Below are 5,192 nucleotides of genomic sequence, written 5' to 3' on the forward strand. Positions count from 1 at the left end.
AGATGTGTATAAGAGACAGCTTTTATAAAGCTACCTTGTCTAACTATTTTAAAATCTTTATCGTTAAGTTTAAATTCATAAGTAACACTCATAGGTGATTTTCCATCTGCAAAATGGCTTCTTAAATCCCCTTCATTTCTTCCTTCTGTAGAGGCTTTTCCAAATAATGCATATACAATTGCATCAAATAACATAGTTTTACCGGATCCGGTTTTACCACTTATTAAAAATAAATGTTCGTCTTTAATATGTTGAAAATCGATTGTTTCATTTAAAAAGGGTCCAAAATTACTAAGTGTTAATTTTAATGGTTTCAATTTATTAAGCCTCCTTATTCAGAATTTTATTTAGTAAATCATCAATTTTTTTCGCTTGATAGTCTGTTAATTCCTTATCTGTAATACTGTTATAAAATTTTCTTACTATTGTTGCATCCTCTTCTTGTTCTAACTCCACGCGTTGAAAGTCTCCTTTATATTCGAAAGTTAGATTACTAAGCGCTAATGTATTAGGATATATTTGTTTTAAATGCATGATTGGATCAGTAACATGTGACATATTTTCGAGTTTAAAATGGAAATAATTATCTCTATTTTTAACAGGTAAATCGCCCTGAATAACTTCTTGATAGTCTCCTTTAACTTCTTCAAGTTCTCTCATAGGGGTTAATTGAATAAACTTAGTTTTAATACTATCTTTTGAATCAATGATTATTTGCTTATAGCCCTTAGGTTGATTGACTTCAGAAAATGAATATTGTAGTAAAGAACCACTGTAGTCGATTACATCATCTTGAATACTAAATGGATGATGTAAATGACCTAATAAAACTCTATCAAATATATTAAAATTAGATTTATTAACACTTTCAACAGTACCAATCGTCAGAGGTCTTTCTGAATCTGAAGTCTTCCCTCCATTAATTGTTAAGTGTCCTATTAAGATATTAATAGATTCTGGATTCAATTTTTCTCCGATGTATTCTATACATTTATGTGTTGCTTGTTCATAAGTTTTAATTTCTTCATCATCAAAGAATTCTTTAATCTCACTGATTGTTGCAAAGGGCAATGTATAAAAATTAACGTTATTAAAAGTAATCGGTTTATCCATACATTCTAATTGTGTACGTATATATAATTTAGAATATTGAAACCATGTCGCCCCATAATTTAATCTCTCTCTACCATCATGATTTCCATTAGTTATAATAGTTGGAATGCCCATTTCAATATTTATTAATCCGATTACTTTTTCAAATAATTTTATCGTTTCTTTACTTGGATATGAAGTATCATAAATGTCTCCAGAAATAACAAGTAAATCAGGCTTTTCTTCTTCTAGTTTATGTATCAATTTATCTAATATGTATTCTTGATCTTCTAAAAATTGCTTGCCATTAAGAATCTTCCCTAAGTGCCAATCCCCTGTATGAATAATTTTCATAATAAACCTCCAATAAGAACGTTTGTTCGTATAAATTATACTCTGTCTTTCTATTATATGCAAACGAAAAAGAGCCTAGACATTTGTATTATAAAATGTCTTAGGCTCTGCTTTCTATGGTTAGTCCATTTTGTTAGAACGTAACAAAATCTTTCAATTATATCAGATTTCTGTCCTACTTCATCGTCTAAAGAACTATAGTATTTTTTAACTTTTTAAATTTATATAACATTGCTAATCTCCAAGGAACAATCATACTAAAAGCAATTAAAAAGAACATTCCACCTATTTCTCCTGGATCGATAGTACTACTAATGAATATTTTAATAACCGTACGAATAATCAACAATGAAATTAAAATTACTGGGAAAGCTTTAGATCTTTTCATATAAATCTCACTACCGTGAACCTCAAAACGACTTGTCCATATTAATACAGATGAAAAGACTACGCCTAGAATAATAGATTCTAAAATTTCTGAACCAGTTAACCTAAAGTACGGTATAACGTACATAAGTGCACCGGTAGACATAAAAAACGGTGGTAAAACGATTTTCTTTTCATTGACTGGAAATTGCTGTGCTTTCATTCGTATCACAATAACAACAATTCCCATAACTAGTGCAACAACTACTGAAAAAATTAGATATGCCAAAATTACACCTTCTTATATTCATAAACTAATACTGTTAATTGGTTCTTTAGTGAAGTATGAACATTTAAATTTTGTTTAACTTTAAGTAACACTAAAATTGTTTTACTACAAAAATGAATGATTGTAAACCTTTGAGACTATAATTATTATCTATCACTTCATACAATACAGAAATAGAATTTATTAAAAGTAAATTAATCCTAAAAAATATAGTTAAATATATATTCGCCTCTTAAAATTATTTCTATATTATTAACTTTTCACACTAAAAACAATAAAATAAAAAAGCATTCAACGTTTCTAATGAGAATATCATCAATTAAATTTACCACAAAGGTTATTCTTTTGCATTTTATAACCTATTTATATCTTTATCTTTGTTATTCCTTAAAATATATTATAAAGAAAAAAGTTATGCCAATAACAAAAAACGGACGTTGCAACGAATTTTTAAAATCGTTGTAACGCCCTATATGATAGGTTTTATTTACCTTTCATGTTTTGATCCATATTTTTATTCATCATTGTCATCATTTGATTGATTTTCTTTTGAGATGGTTTTTGACCCATTTGCATCATCATCATACGTAACATTTCTTCATTAATAGGTGGGTTCTTTTTCAAATAGTCCATCATGTATTTTCTCGCTAAGAAGAAACCACCAATTAGTCCACCAATAAGTGCTACAATGATTAAAATAATTGCTAACCAAGTTGCCATTGTTTCACCCACTTTCTATATCCTACTGAATTTTACTAAATTACTATCTCATTTTCAAGAGTTAGTTCAAGAATAAACTATTCATTTGTAATCATAACAAATTGTTGTACAAATGTAATTCTATATTTATAAAATTTAGATGTAAAAGTTTAAAATTAAGACCCTCAAGTCTTTTACGTTACAAAACAAAGAAGACTCCCACTTTGAGAGTCCTCCTTGGATATTAATTGATTATCACGAATTTTCACAAGATATTGAAACTAAAACGTGCGAATTTGATTTAAAACATTTTCTTTTGTAAATCCATATTTTTCTACTACTAAATCGCCAGGGGCACTTGCACCAAAGCCATCAATACCAATAACTTTACCTTCAGTACCAACATATTTGTGCCAACCTAGTGAAGAAGCCATTTCAATTGCTACACGCTTAGTAATATCTTTTGGAATTACTGATTCTTTATATTCGTCTGATTGTTGTTCAAACGCATTCCAGTTAGGCATTGAAACTACTCGAACACCTTTACCTTGTTTATCTAAATCTTTCGCTGCTTCAATAGCTAAACTAACTTCTGAACCAGTTGCTAATAATAAGTACTCAGGAGCTGTTTCAGTTTCAAATACTACATATGCACCTTTACGTACGCCTTCTTCAACAACATCTTCAGCTACGTCTAAATAAGGTAAGTTTTGACGAGTTAATACTAATGAAGTTGGTGTTTGTTCAGATTCTAATGCTACTTCCCAAGCAACACGAGTTTCGTTACCATCTGCAGGGCGAATAACATTCATATTAGGAATGGCTCTTAAACCAGCTAATTGTTCGATAGGTTCGTGGGTTGGACCATCTTCACCTACTGCAATTGAATCATGTGTAAAGATAAATGTTGAATTTAGTCCCATGATTGCAGATAGACGAAGTGCTGGTTTTAAGTAGTCACTGAATACGAAGAATGTTGCACCGTATGGATGTAATCCACCATGTGCCGCCATACCATTTACAGCTGCACCCATCGCAAATTCTCTGACACCAAACCAAATGTTTTTACCTTCTGGAGTGTTAAGATCATAATCGGTTGCTTCTTTAACATTCGATTTGTTAGAGCCAGCTAAGTCAGCTGAGCCACCGAAGAATGAAGGAACTGATTTACTTAATGCTTGAATAACTTCTCCAGAATCAGCACGTGTAGCAGCGTTATGATCACTATCAAAACGAGGTAATTCATCTTTATAGTTTTCAGGTAATTTGCCACTAATTGCTAATTTGAATTCCTCAGCTAATTCAGGATATTTATTAGTATATTCTTCTAATCTTTCTTTCCAAGCTTCTTCATTTTCATTAGCACGTTTGAGCATTGTTGTTTGGAAAATTTCATATACTTCTTCAGGAACATTGAAACGTTTTTCAGCATCTAGACCATATGCTTCAAATGTTAATTTTCTTTCCTCGTCGCCTAGTGGAGCACCATGGACGCCGTTTGTACCACTTACATTTGGTGCACCATACCCTATAACTGTTTTAACTTCAATCATAGTTGGACCTTTTTGAGATTTAGCTTTAGTAATAGCTTTATCTATAGCTTCTAAGTCGTTACCTTCTTTTACTAAGATATGATTCCAACCATAACTTTCAAAACGTTTTTTCACATCTTCTGAAAATGCTTTATTTAATTCACCATCAAGTGAAATATCGTTTGAATCGTATAAAACGATTAATTTATCTAGTTGATTATGTCCAGCGAATGATGCCGCTTCGTGAGAGATACCCTCCATTAAATCACCGTCTGAAGCTAATACATACGTATAATGATCAACGATATCGATATCTTCTTTATTAAACTTACCAGCTAAGTGGTCTTCGGCTAACGCCATACCCACTGACATTGCAAAACCTTGTCCTAATGGTCCTGTTGTAACTTCAACGCCATCAGTGTGTCTGAATTCAGGATGACCAGGTGTTTTAGAACCCCATTGTCTAAATTGTTTAAGCTCGTCTAATTCTAAACTTCCAGAAACATGTAACAGACTATATAATAGTGCTGAACCATGTCCAGCTGATAAAATAAAACGGTCTCTATTAAAATAATCTTTTGATTGAGGATTGAAGTTTAAATGACGAGTCCATAATGTGTATGCCATAGGAGCTGCCCCCATAGGTAAACCTGGGTGCCCAGAATTTGCTTCTTCGATTGCATCAATACTTAAAGCACGAATCGTATCAATGGCTAATTGATCTTTCTCATTAAACATCTAAATACTTCCCTTCTACTTAATAATCTTTGTTACATTATAACTTAAATACAATGTAATTGATAAGAGATTAATCTCATAATATGAACAAACTCTTTTATACCTGTCTCTTATACACATCT

5 protein-coding genes are annotated in these 5,192 nt (G+C 31.3%); all 5 read right to left on the bottom strand.

All coding sequences use genetic code 11. The annotated features are described in order from the left end of the window. The coding region (locus CD147_RS02090) for an AAA family ATPase (protein WP_169926894.1) at positions 1-317 on the bottom strand (317 nt) is incomplete at its 3' end. A 4-nt stretch (positions 318-321) separates the two neighbouring features. Continuing rightward, complete coding sequence (gene sbcD, locus CD147_RS02095) at positions 322-1,446, bottom strand: exonuclease subunit SbcD (RefSeq protein WP_103165794.1); 1,125 nt, start codon at positions 1,444-1,446, stop codon at positions 322-324. A 187-nt stretch (positions 1,447-1,633) separates the two neighbouring features. Continuing rightward, positions 1,634-2,101: a CcdC family protein gene (locus tag CD147_RS02100; protein ID WP_103165795.1), complete on the bottom strand. Its 468-nt coding sequence runs from the start codon at positions 2,099-2,101 to the stop codon at positions 1,634-1,636. Positions 2,102-2,584: 483 nt separating this feature from the next. Continuing rightward, positions 2,585-2,821: a YneF family protein gene (locus CD147_RS02105; protein ID WP_103165796.1), complete on the bottom strand. Its 237-nt coding sequence runs from the start codon at positions 2,819-2,821 to the stop codon at positions 2,585-2,587. Positions 2,822-3,081: 260 nt separating this feature from the next. Then, a complete protein-coding gene (gene tkt, locus CD147_RS02110) occupies positions 3,082-5,070 on the bottom strand; it encodes a transketolase (RefSeq protein ID WP_103165797.1) in 1,989 nt (662 codons plus the stop codon). Positions 5,071-5,192 lie beyond the last annotated feature (122 nt).

The sequence above is a fragment of the Staphylococcus devriesei genome, assembly GCF_002902625.1.
GTDB classification, from domain to species: Bacteria; Bacillota; Bacilli; order Staphylococcales; family Staphylococcaceae; genus Staphylococcus; species Staphylococcus devriesei.

What these genes read in the sequence shown, in the direction of transcription:
- sbcD (WP_103165794.1), bottom strand. Translation starts at nt 1,446, where the DNA reads ATGAAAATTATTCATACAGGGGATTGGCACTTAGGGAAGATTCTTAAT.
- CD147_RS02105 (WP_103165796.1), bottom strand. Translation starts at nt 2,821, where the DNA reads ATGGCAACTTGGTTAGCAATTATTTTAATCATTGTAGCACTTATTGGT.
- tkt (WP_103165797.1), bottom strand. Translation starts at nt 5,070, where the DNA reads ATGTTTAATGAGAAAGATCAATTAGCCATTGATACGATTCGTGCTTTA.